The following is a 15,151-nucleotide window of genomic DNA, read 5'->3' as shown; positions in this document are numbered from 1 at the left end:
GGCGCACACCCGCGGCACGGCGGCGTGTGGCAAACGCCACGCTGGACGGGACGGTTGCGCGGACGCCGCGGATCAGGAACGGACCCGGGTAAACAGCGTCTTGTAATAGATCGCCGTCGCGTGCCAGCGCCCGTTCGGGGTGCAGGCGTACTCGGGCAGCTCGCCGACCCGCTGGTAGCCGTTCTTGCGGTACAGCTGCTCGGCCTCGGACCCGGCCGCCGTATCGAGGAACAGCAGGCCGCGGCGCAGCACCAGCGCCTCGATTTCGAGCGCCTGCATCAGGGCGGTGCCGATGCCCCGGCGGCGCTCGGTGCAATGCACCAGCACCTTCTGCACCTCGGCGCGGTTGGCGCCGTTGGCTTTCATGCACAGATCGAGCTGGGCGCTGCCGACGATCGCGCCGCCGCGCTCGGCCACCAGCAGCACGCGCCGTCCCGCGCCGACCTCGTCCGTCACTCCCTGCCAGTAGGCGTCCAGCAGTTCCTGGTCGAGTCCGTTGAGAAAGCCCAGCGAATGGCCATCGGCGACGGCGTCGAGCAGCAGCGTGGCCAGCTGCGGCCTGAATTCGGCGATGGCGCGTGGTGCGAGTCGGCGGATGATCATAGAGGGCTCCTGGTTGGGTGGAGGGCGCCGGCACGGCGGACTGTTATTTCCTAAGCATAATGTGTGCCAATGATCGTCGGCCGACATGGACATGCGGGTCAAACCCGTTGCACTGGCGCCATACTTTACTCGAAAAACCAGAAAAATTTACATTTCTTGACAGTTGTCCATCGACAGCGAGAAGTGCCGCTTGTACTGTATTTCCTGTTGGAAATTCAAACAATCCGGTCAAGCTGGAAAAGGGGAACACGATGGAAGCAAACGATGAAAACCAGGTGCTGTCTTTCCGCCTCGGAAAGGAAGAGTATGCAATCAGCATCCTTAAAGTGCAGGAGATCCGCGGCTACGAAACGCCGACCCGCCTGGCCAGCGCGCCCGACTATCTGAAGGGCATCATCAACCTGCGCGGCGCCATCGTTCCGATCGTCGACATGCGCCTGAAGTTCGGCATCGGCGAGGCGGCGTATGACGCCTTCACCGTGGTGATCATCCTGAACATCGAGCATCACGTGATCGGCATGGTGGTCGACAGCGTTTCGGACGTGGTGACCTTGAGCCCGGACCAGGTCCGGCCCGCCCCCGAGATGCAGGCCACGCTGGACGGCAACTGCCTGCTCGGCCTGGGCACCGTGGACGAGCGGATGCTGATCCTGCTCGATATCGACAAACTGATGCAGTCCGACGAGCTCGGACTGGTGGCCGCGCTGCCACGCGCTGCCTGAGAGAGAAACCACCATGAAACTCGCAAACCTGAATATCGGAAAACGGCTCGCCCTGGGCTATGGCGTGATCTGCGCCATGCTGGTGCTGATGATCGTGATGAGTAACGCGATGCTGGGCCGGATCAATGCCGGCACCAATGAGATCGTCAACGGACGGATGCCGCGCATCGAGCTGACCAACAGGGTGCAGGCCGAGGTCAACGACATCGCGATCGCGCTGCGCAATATGCTGCTGAGCAGCGACGCGGCAGACCATGCGCGCCAGGTCGATGCCATCATGACGTCGCGTAAGGCGATCGACGATATCCTGGTCCAGATGAAGGATGCGCTGGCCAACCCGAAAGCGGTCGCGCTGCTCGAACAGATGAGCAAGGAAGCCGCGCTGTACAAGACGGGCCAGGATGCGATGATCAAGCACATCGCCGCCGGCGAGACGGAGGCGGCGCACGCAATGCTGTCGGAAGAGCTGCGTCCCCTGTTGCGGCGACTCAAGCAGGCGACCGGCGAACAGATCGCGCTGCAGAACGAGATCGCCAGCCAGGCGGCGCTCGAGGCCGCAGCCACCTATCGCAGCACCAGCATGCTGATGTGGGGCCTGGGCGGCGGCGCCCTGGGGCTGGCGGCACTGGTGGCATGGCGGATCACCCGTTCCATCACACAGCCCCTGGGCCGTGCGCTGGAAGTGGCCAACACCGTTGCCGCCGGCGACCTCACCAGCCGCATCGAGGTCACCAGCCGCGACGAGACCGGCCAGCTGCTGCAGGCCCTCAAGACCATGAACGAGAGCCTGGCGCGCACCGTCGGCACCGTGCGCGTGGGGACCGACACCATCGCGGTGGCGGCCGGCCAGGTGGCGGTCGGCAGCCAGGACCTGTCGAGCCGCACCGAGCAGCAGGCCTCGGCGCTGGAAGAAGCGGCATCCTCGATGGAAGAGCTGACCTCGACCGTGCGCCAGAACGCCGACAATGCGCGCCAGGCCAATGTGCTGGCCGACGCCGCATCGAACGTGGCGGCCCGCGGCGGCGCCGTGATCGCGCAGGTGGTGGGCACCATGGACGCGATCAATGCATCCTCGAGCAAGATCAACGACATCATCGGGGTCATCGACGGCATCGCCTTCCAGACCAATATCCTGGCGCTGAATGCGGCGGTGGAAGCGGCGCGCGCCGGCGAGCAGGGCCGCGGCTTCGCCGTGGTGGCGAGCGAGGTGCGCAACCTTGCCCAGCGCTCGGCGGCGGCGGCCAAGGAGATCAAGGGTCTCATCGGCGACTCGAGCGGCAAGGTGGCCGACGGCAGCCGGCTGGTGGCCGAAGCCGGCGCCACGATGGTGGAGATCGTCGACAGCGTGCGCCGGGTGACCGACATCATGAGCGAGATCAGCTCGGCCAGCCTGGAGCAGACCGAGGGCATCGAGCAGATCAACGTGGCGGTGGCGCAGATGGACGAGGGCACCCAGCAGAACGCGGCCCTGGTCGAGGAAGCGGCGGCAGCGGCGGCGGCGCTGCGCGAGCAGTCGACCCGGCTGGCGCAGGCGGTGGCGGTGTTCCGGATCGATGGCGAGCAGATGCTGGCGGCATCGACCGCTTCGGTGGATGTGGCGCCGGCGCGGGTGGCGCCGCCGGTGCGTCCGGTGCTGGCGGCGAACAAGCCCAGGCCGGTCGTGCGCCCGGCTGCGGCGCGATCGACAGCGATGGCGAACGCGGGCGATTGGGAAGAATTCTGAACCGCCGGGCGTGACCATCGAGGCAGGCCGCGGCCTGCCTTTTTTTCGACCGTGGATGTCGATCCACGAAGAATTCGCTATCCTTCCAGGTGCCGACTTTTGCAGCTATCACCTGAATTTGTTTGCGCCGGAGCTTGCTGCGGAGAAGGCGTTGTGAGAAAACCGAACGACCAAACAAGAACGGCAAGCCGCAAGGCTTGCCGTTCTTGTTTGCATCTTTCTTTGCAACCCGCGCCGGGTGGCGAGCACCCGGCTTGATGCGGTGTCGCTTAGAACGAGTGACGCACGCCGATGTTGTAGACCTGTGGGTCCGAACCGAAGGCGGTTGCAGGCATGGCGATCGGGCTGCCCGAGCCGGCCAGCGAGAACACGCCGGTGCTGTTGTTGCGCAGCTTGGCGTACGAAGCGTACACGTTGGTGCGCTTCGACAGGGTGTAGGTGTAGGCCAGGGTGATTGCCTTGCCTTCGGCATCGCCGATTTCCTGCTCTTGCTGCTGGTAGTTCAGGTAGACGCGGTTGGCGCCGAAGCCGTACGACACACCGGCGTTCATCTGCTCGTACTTGTTGTTGATGCCGCCAGCCAGTTCCGGATCCGAAGCCAGGTAGCCGCCGCGGACTTCGAAGTCGCCGAACTTGTAGCCCAGGCCGACGCCGTATTCCTTGCTGTCGCCCGATGGCAGGTCTTCCTTGTTCTGGTAGGCGGCGCCGACGTAGAAGCCTGCGTTCGCGTATTCCAGCGACACGCCGGTGATGTCGCCGGTGTCTTGCGTCGCGGTCTCGTTACGCTCGCCTGCGCCGTAGGCTGCGCGCAGGGTGAAGCCGTTCAGGGCGTTGCTCTGGTAGTTGACCGAGTTGTCCAGGCGGCGGGTCAGGCGGTTAGCGCTGAATGCAACCAGGTTCGAGCCGTAGAAGCCCTGGCCCAGGGTGTCCGAAGCGCTGGCGACGGCAGCGATCGGGCCGTATTCACGGCCGACGGTCACGGTACCGAAGGCGCCTTGCAGGCCGACCACGGCGCGGCGGTCGAACAGACGCGAGTTGGTCGCGCCGGTGTCGGCGGCAACAGCGGCTTCGATGTTGAACAGTGCTTTCAGGCCATTGCCCAGGTCTTCAGTACCGCGGAAGCCGAGACGGCTTGCCGACTGGGTGCCCGACGACACGACGGTACGGCTGCTTTCGCCTGGCGCATCGGTGTTTTCGACGCCGATCGAGGCGTCGATCATGCCGTACATGGTGACGCTGGTTTGTGCTTGGGCGACCAGCGGCAGTGCCGACACGAGGGCGATGGCAAGAATTTTGTGCTTCATGGATGTCTCTCCAGTGTTTGTTTGTGAAATAGCCTATTCATGATGACATGCCAGACGGACATTTGTCATCGGTCCGCGCCCAATCGGAACGGGGTCGAAACCCCCAATTGACAAGCGCGGATCGTCCTTGTGTGACAGCGTTTTCATAGGAGAACCCTGTATCGGCGGGGTTTCCGGGGAAGGTGCAAAGGGGAGGGCGATACTTACAATTTGTTGCCTAAAGTTAACTTATTGCGTTGCAATAACGCCACATATTCGCTCTTGACCCCTGCTGCAGTGCGCAATAACGGTGCGACTACACGTGTTCCGGGATACGGGAAGACGCAGCCGGGGATCCCTGTCAGGACACGGCGCCCGGCTATTGCCGAACACAAACTGGCGGTTCACCTATTTGTCATTGCACTATGCATATGCGTTTTTTTGCACCGCAGTAGTGCATCGCCGTCGGTCAGGCTGGCGCCATGTCGCCGCTGGGGCTTGACAGCAGTCTCGATACCTAAATTGGTATCGAAGCGCCAGAAAAATTGATTGGAACGTTCTCGATGCGCCGCCTACCATCATTATCGGGCAGCACATAGATACAGCCGGATACCGGCATATAGCGACGGAAGGGAGAGATGCTGGAAGGGGAGTGGGAATTCATGGGCCAGGTGGATACCGCCTCCGCACCGCGCCGATGAAGACGCGATGGCAGATCGAGGGCAAGCCGGTCCTGCCCGGCAAGCCTGAACACGGCTGCGAGACGGTCGGCTTGCGCGTCGACGAGCGACCATCGGTGTTGCGCCGCAAGGGCAGGATCTTCATCAGCTACTCGGCCAGCGCCACCGACCACAATCACGCGATGGACCTGCTGTGGGCCGTCGCGCATGCCGGCCTTCCCGGCCCAGGATCGTGGACCAAGTCGGCGCAGCCCGTTCTGCGCACGTGCTACGATCACGGCGTCGATGCCCCGGGCCACGACAGCTTCACCCATGCCGAAGGCGACGACACCGTCATGCTGGTCTTTTCGGACCGCCACACCTTCGTGAAGCCGTCGCGCCGGGACGAACAGGGCATGCCGGTGTCCGGCCGTCCTTCCACTTATTGATGTGTCGATTGAGGATTCGAACAACGTGCAAACCGGTATCACGCAAGCGCCATTCGGCCAGCTGCCCGACGGCAGGGCCATCACCCAGTTCACGCTGACCAATGCCAACGGCATGGTGGCGAAGATCATCGACTATGGCGGCGTCATCACCGAGCTGCATGCGCCCGACCGCGACGGCAACTTCGCCGACGTGGTACTGGGTTTCGGTTCGCTTGAGCCCTACAGGACGGACAGCCCGTATATTGGCGCGCTGATCGGCCGCTACGGCAACCGCATCCGGCATGGACGCTTCACGCTCGACGGACATGAAGTGAAACTGCCGGTCAATAACGGCAGCAACCACCTGCATGGCGGGCCGGATGGCTTCGACCGCGTCAAATGGGAGGCCACGGTCATCGGTGCCAGCCTGCGCCTGCAGTATCGCAGCGTCGATGGCGAGATGGGCTATCCAGGCAACCTCGATGCGACCGTCACCTACACGCTCAACGACGATAACGAGCTGGTCGTGTCCTTCCACGCCGTCACCGACAAGGCGACGCCCGTCAACCTGACCCAGCACAGCTATTTCAACCTGGCCGGCGACGGCGACATCCTCGGCCACGTCCTGAGCATCGAGGCCGACACTTTCGTGGCCATCGATGCCGAATCGATCCCGACCGGCGAACTGACGCCGGTGACGGGCACGCCATTCGACTTCCGCACGCCGCGTCCGATCGGCGAGCGTATCGGCCAGGCGGACAAGCAGCTGCGCCATGGCGGCGGCTACGACCATAACTTCGTGCTCAACAAGCCGCGGGACAAGGCCTTGAGCCGGGCGGCGCGCGCGTACGATCCGGGCTCGGGGCGCGTGCTGGAATTGTGGACCGAGGAGCCGGGCGTCCAGTTCTACAGCGGTAACTTCCTCGACGGCTCGCTCGCTGGCAAGGGCAGGACCTACCAGTACCGCAGCGGCTTTTGCCTGGAGCCGCAGCACTTCCCGGATTCGCCGAACCAGCCGCAATTCCCGAACGCGATCCTGCGTCCGGGGCAGGTGTACCAGACCGAGTCGCGCTTCCGTTTCCTGGTGGAGCCGGGCGCATGATGGACGCGCTGCTGGACGCCGGGCACGAGCTCGGCGAATGCGTGCTGTGGTGCGAACGCACGGGCCGGCTGCTGTGGACCGACATCCCGGCCGCCACCCTGTGGTCGCATTCGCCGTGCAGCGGGCGCACCGTCTCCTGGCGCATGCCGGAGCGCCTGTGCAGCTTCGCGCTCACAGGCAGCGATGACCGCCTGCTGCTGGGGCTTGCGTCCGGCCTGGCCTTCTTTACTTTCTCGACCGGCAAGGTCACGCGCATCGTCGACGTCGAAGCGGATAATCCGTCGACCCGCCTGAACGACGGTCGCTGCGACCGCCAGGGACGCTTCGTGTTCGGCATGTTCAACCAGGACGAGAATCCGAAACGCGCGGTGGGCGGCTTCTATCGCCTCAACCTCGACCTGTCGCTCGAGTCGCTGCCGCTGCCCCATGCAGCGATCGCCAACAGCATCTGCTTCAGCCCCGACGGCCGCCGCATGTATTTCGCCGACTCGCAAGAGAAGGCCATCCTGTACGCCGACTACAACCCCTGCAGCGCCGAAGTCGGGCGGGTGCATACCTTCGTGGCGGCGGATGCCGCGCCGGGCGAACCGGATGGCTCCACGGTCGATGCCGAGGGCTATCTGTGGAGCACGCGCTGGGGCGCGGGGCAGGTGATGCGCTTCGCACCGAGCGGCAGGCTCGATCGGGTGATCCCGCTGGCCGCGCCGCAGCCGAGCTGCCCGGCGTTCGGCGGGCCGGATCTATCGACCTTGTTCGTCACTAGCGCCCACGTGGGCATGACGGCGTCCGACCGGGAGGCGGCGCCGCTGTCGGGCGCGCTATTCCACCAGCCGATGGACGTGCGCGGCCTGCCCGAAGCACGCTTTCTCCACCGCTGACCCGCACGTTGGGCGGCCGGCGCCGCCCCATTTCCTGCCGATCCAAGGCGTATGTCGATACTAAAAACGGTATCGATGTCGCCAAAAATGTGATTGGAAAGTTATCTGGCTGGTCTTTACCATGGCTCTCAGTCATCAAAGAGACATGGGCCCGGGCTCGACGCCTCGCCCAGCCAAGAACAGACAGGAGAACTGCATGTCCGGGGAACAGAAAAAGACGCCGTTGCGCTCGGCGGCGTGGTTCGGCACGCAAGACAAGAACGGTTTCATGTACCGCAGCTGGATGAAGAACCAGGGCATTCCCGACCACGAATTCCAGGGTAAACCGATCATCGGCATCTGCAATACCTGGTCCGAACTCACTCCCTGCAACGCCCATTTCCGCAAGCTGGCCGAACACGTCAAGCGCGGCATCCTGGAAGCCGGCGGCTTCCCGGTCGAATTCCCCGTGTTCTCGAACGGCGAATCGAACCTGCGTCCGACCGCCATGCTGACCCGTAACCTGGCGTCGATGGACGTCGAGGAGTCCATCCGCGGCAATCCGATGGACGCCGTGGTGCTGCTGGTCGGCTGCGACAAGACCACGCCGGCCCTGCTGATGGGGGCGGCCAGCGTCGACCTGCCCACCATCGTCGTCACCGGCGGCCCGATGCTCAACGGTAAACTGAACGGCAAGGACATCGGTTCCGGCACCGCCGTCTGGCAGCTGCACGAGCAGGCCAAGGCCGGCGCCATCACGATGCACGAATTCCTGTCGGCCGAAGCGGGGCACTCGCGTTCGGCCGGCACCTGCAACACCATGGGCACGGCATCCACGATGGCCTGCATGGCCGAGGCGCTGGGCACCTCGCTGCCGCACAACGCGGCGATCCCCGCCGTCGATGCGCGGCGCTACGTGCTGGCCCATATGTCGGGCATCCGCATCGTCGAGATGGTGCACGAAGACCTGCGCATCTCCAGGATCCTCAAGCGCGAGAACTTCGAGAATGCGATCCGCGTGAATGCGGCGATCGGCGGTTCGACCAATGCCGTGATCCACCTGAAGGCGATCGCCGGCCGCGTCGGCGTGCCGCTCGAACTCGAGGACTGGACCCGCATCGGCAAGGGCACCCCGACCGTGGTGGACCTGCTGCCGTCGGGCCGCTACCTGATGGAAGAGTTCTATTACGCCGGCGGCCTGCCGGCGGTGATCCGGCGCCTGGGCGAGGGCGGCCTGATTCCGAACCGGGACGCATTGACCGTCAACGGCAAGTCGCTGTGGGAAAACTGCTTTGACGCGCCGATCTACAACGACGAGGTGGTGCGCCAGCTGGACAATCCGCTGATCGCGGACGGCGGCATCTGCATCCTGCGCGGAAACCTGGCGCCGCGCGGCGCGGTGCTCAAACCGTCGGCGGCGTCGCCGCACCTGATGCGGCACCGCGGCCGCGCGGTGGTGTTCGAGGACTTCGACCACTACAAGGCGCGGATCCTCGATCCCGACCTGGACGTGGACGAGAACTGCGTGCTGTTGATGAAGAACTGCGGGCCGAAGGGCTATCCGGGCATGGCTGAAGTGGGCAATATGGGCCTGCCGCCCAAGCTGCTGGCCAAGGGCATCACCGACATGGTGCGCATCTCGGACGCGCGCATGAGCGGCACCGCCTACGGCACCGTGGTGCTGCACGTGGCGCCGGAAGCGATGGCCGGCGGCCCGCTGGGCATCGTGCAGGACGGCGACATGATCCAGCTCGACTGCCATGCCGGCCTGCTCAATGTGGAACTGAGCGATGAACAGATCCGCGCGCGGCTGGCGGATCGGGCCGGGAAAGCCGCGCCCGTGCAGCATGGCGGTTACCAGCGGCTGTACCTGGACCACGTGATGCAGGCCGATGAGGGGTGCGACTTCGACTTTCTGGTGGGCTGTCGCGGGTCGGCGGTGCCGAAGCATTCCCACTGAGTCGATGGGAACCATAAAACAGAGGAGGCCCGAACCATGCTGCTCGTCCAATTTCTGAACGAATCGAATGAACGCCGCGTCGGCATCCTGAACGACGCCACCATCCGCGTCCTCGACGGTTACGCCACCACGCTGGAACTGGCGCGCGCCGCGATCGCGCAAGGCAAGGGGCTGGCCGCACTCGCCGATGCGGCGGCCGGCGCCGGCCGCGTCGACTACGACGACCTCGCCCGGGCCGGTCGCATCCTGCCCCCGGTCGACCATCCCGACCCTGCCCATTGCTACGTCACCGGCACCGGCCTGACCCACCTGGGCAGCGCCGACACGCGCGACAGCATGCACAAGAAGATCGGCGGCGACATCGAGGCCCTGAGCGACAGCATGAAGATGTTCCGCCTGGGCGTCGAAGGCGGCAAGCCGGCGCCGGGCACGCCCGGTGTGCAGCCGGAATGGTTCTACAAGGGCGACGGCTCGATCGTGCGTGGCAGCGGCCAGGACCTCGACATGCCGGCCTTCTCGCTCGACGGCGGCGAGGAGCCGGAGATCGCCGGCCTGTACCTGATCGGCGACGCCGGCCAGCCCTACCGCCTGGGCTATGCGATCGGCAACGAGTTCTCGGACCACGTCACCGAACGCCAGAACTACCTCTACCTGGCGCATTCCAAGCTGCGCAACTGCGGTGTCGGCCCCGCGCTGCTGGTCGGCGAGCTGCCGGCCCACGTGGAGGGCGTGTCGCGCGTCATCGGCCTGGACGGCCAGGTGCGCTGGGAGAAGGCCTTCGTCAGCGGCGAGCAGAATATGTCGCACACGCTGGAAAACCTCGAATACCACCATTTCAAATATGGCCTGTTCAAGCGCGCCGGCGACGTGCACGTGCATTTTTTCGGTACAGCGACCCTGAGCTTTGCCGATGGCGTCCAGGTCAAGGCAGGCGAGATCTTCGAGGTCGAAGCGCCGGCCTTTGGCCCGGCCCTGCGCAATCGCCTGGCCGTGCATGACGCCCCGTATGTGAAGGTCAGGCGCTTATGATGCCGTAGGCAGGTCTGCAGATGCGAGGCCCGCAGAGGCCTCGGCAGAATGGGTAAAGATGGAGACAAGCATGGAACAAATGGGGAACTACCCCAGCCTGCGGGACAAGCGGGTATTCGTGACGGGAGGCGGCACCGGCATCGGCGAAGCGATCGTTCAGGCCTTCGTGGAGCAGGGTGCGGTGGTCGCCTTCGTCGACATCGCGCGTCAGGCCAGCGAGGCCCTGTGCGCGCGGCTGGCGGATGCGGGGACGCATGCGCCGGTCTACCGCCATTGCGACATCACCGACATCCCGGCGCTGCAGCGCACGATGGCGGAACTGGCCGCGCAGCTGGGCGACTTCGACGTCCTCGTCAACAATGCCGCGAACGACCAGCGCCACGACATCCAGGACGTCTCGCTCGACTACTGGAACGAGCGCATCGCCATCAACCAGCGTCCGATGTTCTTCACCTGCCAGGCGGTCCTGCCGGGAATGAGGAAGAAGGGCGGCGGCGCCATCATCAATTTCAGCTCGATGTCGTGGCATGCAAAGGGCGCCGGATATCCGGTCTACGCCACCACCAAGGCGGCCGTGATCGGCCTCACGCGCAGCCTGGCGCGCGACCTGGGACCGTTCGGAGTGCGCGTCAATACGGTCACGCCGGGTTGGGTGATGACCCAGCGCCAGGTGGATCTGTGGGTCGACGCCGCGGCGGAAGTCGAGATCAGGAAGGCGCAGTGCCTGCCGGGCAAGCTGATGCCTGACGACGTCGCGCGCATGGTGCTGTTCCTCGGCGCCGACGACAGCAGGATGTGCACGGCGCAGGATTTTGTCGTGGATGCCGGCTGGACCTGACCAATTCGCACGTCCGCACGATTCATTCACGCCGTAGTTGTCTGTCCCTTACCGTCGTTGCTGCTCGCGTGGCGACGAGGACCATTGGAGACCGTCATGACCGCATTCCGCCTCACCGCATTGCTCGTCGTTGGAACACTCTGCGCGCAAGCGCATGCCGCACCGCTCACCAGCCCTGACCGGCACATCGCGGTCGACGTCAACGTGTCGCCGGCGGGCGCGCTGACCTATGCCGTCACCCGCGACGGCAATCCCGTCATCCTGCCGTCAAGCCTGGGCATCGCCGTGCAAGGCGCCGACCTGACTCAGGGCTTGACGCTGGCCGCCAGCTCCCCGGTCAAGCCGATCGAAGACCGCTACGAACTGGCCACCGCCAAGAAGCGCCACATCACCTACCGCGCCAACGAACAGACCCATACCGTGCGCAACGCCCAGGGCCAGGCGATGGACGTGACCTTCCGCGTCTCGAACGACGGCGTCGCCTTCCGCTACCGCGTCGCCGGCAAGAACCTCAAGTTCGTACGCGAAACCACGGGCTTCGCCTTCGACAAGTCCACGAAAGCCTGGCTGCAGCCGATGGCGGTCGCCCAGACCGGCTGGTCGAACACGAATCCCTCCTACGAAGAACACTACCAGCGCGAGATCCCGGTCGGCACCCCGTCCACGCTCGGCGCCGGCTGGGTCTTCCCGGCGCTGCTGCGCAGCGGCGACACCTGGGTCGCGCTCACGGAGGCGAACCTGGACGGCAGCTTCCACGCCTCGCGCCTGCACACCGATTCGCGCGGCGGCGTCTACCGCCTCGACGTCCCGGCCCCGCCGGAGGTGTTCACGAACGGCGCGCTGCTGGCCGAGTCGACGGGCGACCTGCTCACGCCGTGGCGCATCGTCGCACTGGGCAGCCTGCGCACGCTGGTCGAATCGACGCTCGGGACCGATCTCGCGGCGCCTGCGATCGCCTTCGACAAGGCCAAGGTCCAGCCCGGCCACGCATCCTGGAGCTGGGCGCTGCTCAAGGACGACGGCACCTGTATCGACACCCAGAAGCGCTTCGTGGACTACGCCGCCGACATGGGGTGGGATTACACGCTGGTCGATGCCGACTGGGACCGCAAGATCGGCTTTGGGCGCATGCGCGAGCTGGTCGCCTATGCCGCCGCGAAGAAGATCGGCATCCTGGTCTGGTACAACTCGTCCGGCGCCTGGAACAAGACGCCATATACTCCGAAAGGGGCGCTGCTCACCGCCGCAGCGCGTGCGCGCGAGTTCGCGCGCCTGCGCGACATGGGCGTCAAGGGCGTCAAGGTCGACTTCTTCGCCGGCGACGGCAAGTCGATGATCGCCTATTACGTCGACATGCTGCAGGACGCGGCCGATGCCGGCCTGCTGGTGAACTTCCACGGCGCCACCTTGCCGCGCGGCTGGTCGCGCACCTTCCCGAACCTGATGACGGTGGAGGCGGTGAAGGGCTTCGAGTTCACCACCTTCGACCAAAAGGACCAGGATGCGATGCCGCCGCACGCGGCCATGCTGCCGTTTTCCCGCAACCTGTTCGACCCGATGGACTACACGCCGCTGGTATTCGGCGACATCCCCAGGATCAGACGCGTCACCCGCAACGGCTTCGAGCTGGCCGAGGCGGTGCTGTTCCTGTCCGGAATCCAGCACTTCGCCGAGCGGCCCGAAGGCATGGCCGGCGTTCCCGATTACGTGAAGAACCTGCTGCGCGACCTGCCGCGCAGCTGGGACGACGTGCGTTTCATCGACGGCTACCCGGGCCGCCATGCGGTCATCGCGAGAAAAAGCGGCGACAGCTGGTATGTGGCCGGATTCAATGCCGACAATGAAGAGCGCAGTGTCGACCTCGACCTCTCGTTTATCGCGGGACGCAGTGGAACCTTGACCACCGACGGCGATGGCGAGCGCGCGTTCGTCCAGACCCCGATCAAGGCCGGCAAGACCAGCATCGGCATCAAACCACGCGGCGGCTTCGTCGCGGTATTCAAATAAGACTTACTAAAACCAGGAGACGACAGTGAAAGCACTCAAACCCATCATCCTCGCATGCAGTCTTGCCGCCTTGCCGGCGCTGGCCTTCGCCCAGGTGAGCGTGTCGATCGACACCACCAAGCCGGGTCCGGTCATCAACAAGAACGTGTACGGCCAGTTCGCCGAACACCTCGGCACCGGCATCTACGAGGGCTTGTGGGTGGGGCCGGATTCGAGGATTCCGAATACCCGCGGCTGGCGCAACGACGTGGTGGGAGCGCTGAAGGAACTGAAGGTGCCGCTGGTGCGCTGGCCGGGCGGCTGCTTCGCCGACGAGTATCACTGGCGTGACGGCATCGGCGCGCGCAACAAGCGCCCGGTCAAGGTAAATACCCACTGGGGCGGCGTGGCCGAGGACAACGCGGTCGGCACCCATGAGTTCTTCGACCTGGTCGAGCTGCTTGGCACCGAAGCCTACGTCAACGGCAATCTCGGTTCCGGCACCCCGCAGGAGATGGCCGAATGGCTCGAGTACATGACATCAAGCACCAAGTCGTCGCTGGCCGAACTGCGGCGCAAGAACGGCCGCAAGGAGCCCTATAAAGTCGCCTATTTCGGCATCGGCAACGAGGCCTGGGGCTGTGGCGGCAACATGAAACCGGAGTATTACGCCCACCTGTACAACCATTACGCGACCTTCCTGAAGACGCCGCCGGGCGCGCGGCCGAAGATCGTCGCCAGCGGCGGCCATGGCAACGATACCCAGTGGACCGACGTCCTGAGCCGCGAGGCCGCGCGCGGCACCGATGGCATCAGCTTCCATTACTACACCTTGCCGACGGGTGTGTGGGAGAAGAAGGGCGCAGCGACGGCCTTCCCTGAGTCGGAATGGTTCTCGACGATGCAACAGACGCTGCGCATGGATCAGTACATCAGGCAGAATGTCGCCGTCCTCGACAAGAACGATCCGCAGAAGAAGATCGGCTTCTACGTCGACGAATGGGGCACCTGGTACGACGTGGAGCCGGGCACCAATCCGGGCTTCCTGTTCCAGCGAAACACGATCCGCGACGCGGTCGTGGCCGCGCTCAACTTCAACATCTTCCATGAGTACGCCGAGCGGGTGCGCATGACGAATATCGCGCAGATGGTCAACGTGCTGCAGGCGATGATCATCACCGACAAGGACAAGATGCTGCTGACGCCAACCTACCACGCCTACAAGATGTACATCCCGTTCCAGGATGCGACCAGGCTGCCGGTGGCCGTGGACAACGACGTGGCCTATTCGAGCGATGGCAAGGCGGTGCCGGGCATCAGTGCCACGGCGGCGCGCGGCAAGGATGGCAAGGTCTACGTCGCCCTCGTCAACACGCACCCGACCCGCGCCAGCGACGTGGCGCTGAATGTGGCCGGCCTGGACGTGGGCAGCGTGACGGGCCAGATACTGACCGCGGAGAAGATGGACGCCCACAACACCTTCGAGCAGCCGCAGGCGGTCAAGCCGGCGCCGTTCAGTGCGAAGGCGGCCGATGGCAAGCTGACGATCAAGGTGCCGGCCAAGGCCGTGATGGTCTTCGCCGTCCAGGCGTGAAGTAAGGGCCGCGCGCGCGATCGCGGCTCGAGCGATGGCGGTATCTGCTGCACTGGCCGCGCTGACCGGTGCGGCGCATGCCGCATGGGCCGGTCGTGCTGGCGGCGCATACGCGCATGCCCGGTGACGACAAGCTGTGTTACCTGGCCGATGACTCGCGCACGGGCCAGATCGCCTCGGGGCCGACCTGCCCGTTGGCGCCGGCGCCGGCGCCGATGTTCGTCAGCGACTCGACCGGTTTCAACGCCCGCTTCAAGCCGGTGGCCGGCAAGCCGCCGACGTTCACGGCGCCCGGGCTGGTGCCGTGGATTATCCGATTCGCGCGTCGATGCGGCAGGCCGCCCGGGGCAAGCTGAGCGTGCGTTTC

The 15,151-nt window shown here is 65.1% G+C and carries 13 protein-coding genes; 11 read left to right on the top strand and 2 right to left on the bottom strand.

The window, feature by feature from the left end:
* Window positions 1-72: 72 nt before the first annotated feature.
* A complete protein-coding gene (locus DIR46_RS06885; RefSeq protein ID WP_109344572.1) occupies window positions 73-603 on the bottom strand; it encodes a GNAT family N-acetyltransferase in 531 nt (176 codons plus the stop codon).
* A gap of 251 nt (window positions 604-854) precedes the next feature.
* On the opposite strand from DIR46_RS06885, the gene DIR46_RS06880 reads away from it, so the two are divergent.
* Together DIR46_RS06880 and DIR46_RS06875 are read left to right on the top strand one after the other, a co-directional pair.
* Window positions 855-1,325: a chemotaxis protein CheW gene (locus tag DIR46_RS06880; protein ID WP_109344571.1), complete on the top strand. Its 471-nt coding sequence runs from the start codon at window positions 855-857 to the stop codon at window positions 1,323-1,325.
* Between the two features lie 13 nt (window positions 1,326-1,338).
* The gene (locus DIR46_RS06875) at window positions 1,339-3,048 is read left to right on the top strand and encodes a methyl-accepting chemotaxis protein (RefSeq protein WP_109344570.1); all 1,710 of its coding nucleotides are present in this window, start codon (window positions 1,339-1,341) and stop codon (window positions 3,046-3,048) included.
* 269 nt (window positions 3,049-3,317) lie between these two features.
* Here DIR46_RS06875 and DIR46_RS06870 read toward each other — a convergent pair whose 3' ends face one another.
* Window positions 3,318-4,352: a porin gene (locus tag DIR46_RS06870; protein ID WP_109344569.1), complete on the bottom strand. Its 1,035-nt coding sequence runs from the start codon at window positions 4,350-4,352 to the stop codon at window positions 3,318-3,320.
* A gap of 676 nt (window positions 4,353-5,028) precedes the next feature.
* On the opposite strand from DIR46_RS06870, the gene DIR46_RS06865 reads away from it, so the two are divergent.
* The 9 genes from DIR46_RS06865 to DIR46_RS06825 all read left to right on the top strand — a co-directional run bounded on the left by DIR46_RS06865 (window position 5,029) and on the right by DIR46_RS06825 (window position 15,140).
* Window positions 5,029-5,439, top strand: a complete 411-nt coding sequence (locus tag DIR46_RS06865) for a family 43 glycosylhydrolase (protein WP_109344568.1) — start codon at window positions 5,029-5,031, stop codon at window positions 5,437-5,439.
* Window positions 5,440-5,464: 25 nt separating this feature from the next.
* Entirely contained in the window at window positions 5,465-6,520 is a 1,056-nt protein-coding gene (locus DIR46_RS06860; protein WP_109347934.1) for an aldose epimerase family protein, read from the top strand.
* Window positions 6,517-7,398 (top strand): SMP-30/gluconolactonase/LRE family protein, encoded by an 882-nt coding sequence (locus tag DIR46_RS06855; RefSeq protein WP_109344567.1) that lies wholly within the window; start codon window positions 6,517-6,519, stop codon window positions 7,396-7,398. Before DIR46_RS06860 ends, DIR46_RS06855 begins: the two co-directional genes overlap by 4 nt.
* 196 nt (window positions 7,399-7,594) lie before the next feature.
* Window positions 7,595-9,337: an IlvD/Edd family dehydratase gene (locus DIR46_RS06850; RefSeq protein WP_109344566.1), complete on the top strand. Its 1,743-nt coding sequence runs from the start codon at window positions 7,595-7,597 to the stop codon at window positions 9,335-9,337.
* Window positions 9,338-9,373: 36 nt separating this feature from the next.
* The gene (gene araD1 / locus DIR46_RS06845; RefSeq protein ID WP_109344565.1) at window positions 9,374-10,366 is read left to right on the top strand and encodes an AraD1 family protein; all 993 of its coding nucleotides are present in this window, start codon (window positions 9,374-9,376) and stop codon (window positions 10,364-10,366) included.
* A gap of 70 nt (window positions 10,367-10,436) precedes the next feature.
* Entirely contained in the window at window positions 10,437-11,204 is a 768-nt protein-coding gene (locus tag DIR46_RS06840; protein WP_109344564.1) for an SDR family NAD(P)-dependent oxidoreductase, read from the top strand.
* Window positions 11,205-11,300: 96 nt separating this feature from the next.
* The gene (locus DIR46_RS06835; RefSeq protein WP_109344563.1) at window positions 11,301-13,211 is read left to right on the top strand and encodes a glycoside hydrolase family 97 protein; all 1,911 of its coding nucleotides are present in this window, start codon (window positions 11,301-11,303) and stop codon (window positions 13,209-13,211) included.
* A 25-nt stretch (window positions 13,212-13,236) separates the two neighbouring features.
* A complete protein-coding gene (locus tag DIR46_RS06830) occupies window positions 13,237-14,784 on the top strand; it encodes an alpha-N-arabinofuranosidase (protein WP_109344562.1) in 1,548 nt (515 codons plus the stop codon).
* Window positions 14,785-14,861: 77 nt separating this feature from the next.
* Window positions 14,862-15,140: a DUF4986 domain-containing protein gene (locus DIR46_RS06825; RefSeq protein WP_229446522.1), complete on the top strand. Its 279-nt coding sequence runs from the start codon at window positions 14,862-14,864 to the stop codon at window positions 15,138-15,140.
* The last annotated feature ends 11 nt before the right edge of the window (window positions 15,141-15,151 follow it).

The organism is Massilia oculi, from assembly GCF_003143515.1.
Lineage (GTDB): Bacteria > Pseudomonadota > Gammaproteobacteria > Burkholderiales > Burkholderiaceae_D > Telluria > Telluria oculi.
The sequence above is the reverse complement of the archived record's forward strand: the minus strand, read 5'-3'. Positions and strand labels throughout refer to the sequence as shown.

Coding starts and splice junctions, on each gene's coding strand:
- DIR46_RS06885 (WP_109344572.1), bottom strand. CDS start 603: ATGATCATCCGCCGACTCGCACCACGCGCCATCGCCGAATTCAGGCCG.
- DIR46_RS06880 (WP_109344571.1), top strand. CDS start 855: ATGGAAGCAAACGATGAAAACCAGGTGCTGTCTTTCCGCCTCGGAAAG.
- DIR46_RS06875 (WP_109344570.1), top strand. CDS start 1,339: ATGAAACTCGCAAACCTGAATATCGGAAAACGGCTCGCCCTGGGCTAT.
- DIR46_RS06870 (WP_109344569.1), bottom strand. CDS start 4,352: ATGAAGCACAAAATTCTTGCCATCGCCCTCGTGTCGGCACTGCCGCTG.
- DIR46_RS06865 (WP_109344568.1), top strand. CDS start 5,029: ATGAAGACGCGATGGCAGATCGAGGGCAAGCCGGTCCTGCCCGGCAAG.
- DIR46_RS06855 (WP_109344567.1), top strand. CDS start 6,517: ATGATGGACGCGCTGCTGGACGCCGGGCACGAGCTCGGCGAATGCGTG.
- DIR46_RS06850 (WP_109344566.1), top strand. CDS start 7,595: ATGTCCGGGGAACAGAAAAAGACGCCGTTGCGCTCGGCGGCGTGGTTC.
- araD1 (WP_109344565.1), top strand. CDS start 9,374: ATGCTGCTCGTCCAATTTCTGAACGAATCGAATGAACGCCGCGTCGGC.
- DIR46_RS06840 (WP_109344564.1), top strand. CDS start 10,437: ATGGAACAAATGGGGAACTACCCCAGCCTGCGGGACAAGCGGGTATTC.
- DIR46_RS06835 (WP_109344563.1), top strand. CDS start 11,301: ATGACCGCATTCCGCCTCACCGCATTGCTCGTCGTTGGAACACTCTGC.
- DIR46_RS06825 (WP_229446522.1), top strand. CDS start 14,862: ATGCCGCATGGGCCGGTCGTGCTGGCGGCGCATACGCGCATGCCCGGT.